The following is a 582-nucleotide window of genomic DNA, read 5'->3' on the forward strand; positions in this document are numbered from 1 at the left end:
CACGAAGGTGAATTCGAACGTCGATGTGCTGAATACACAGGCGGCGCTCACTTCGCTGGCTGCTTTGACTTCGACAAGATCTCTTACGAAGTCGGATCTCGGGCAACGGATCACTTTTATTTTCAGCGGAACGAGTACGCGAACCATCCCGATGCCGTCCGCGGCCACGTGCGGGGCAGACAGCGTCATCCTCCTGCGAAATGCCGGCGCGGGTCCAGTCAGCCTTACACCTGCAAGCAGTACGTCGGACACCGTCGCGCTCTCAAAGCTGAATCCAGGCGAGACGGCTCTGATGACCGTCGACGGGGTCTCGGCGTGGACATGCTTGATTCGGGGCCGGGCGAACACTGACAACGAATCGGTGATCGGGAATAGCGCGGTGGGCGGAGACGCGTCCGTGGCTGGCGCGCTGGGGGTCACGGGAGCGGCCACCCTTTCGTCAACACTTACCGTTACTGGCGCGGCCACTTTGAATTCGACTTTGGCGGCCAAGGGGGCGGTCACCTTCGGATCTGCCGGCCAAGCTAGCATTTCCGCTGCGGGGGCATACTCAGGAACGACCGGGACCTATTCAGGCAACGT

1 protein-coding gene is annotated in these 582 nt (G+C 61.2%); it reads right to left on the minus strand.

Translation table 11 applies throughout. The annotated features are described in order from the left end of the window. The coding region (locus AWB80_RS44765) for a hypothetical protein (protein ID WP_208635783.1) at positions 1-492 on the minus strand (492 nt) is incomplete at its 3' end. Positions 493-582 lie beyond the last annotated feature (90 nt).

It is taken from the genome of Caballeronia pedi (assembly GCF_001544915.2).
In the GTDB taxonomy this organism is placed as follows: Bacteria; Pseudomonadota; Gammaproteobacteria; order Burkholderiales; family Burkholderiaceae; genus Caballeronia; species Caballeronia pedi.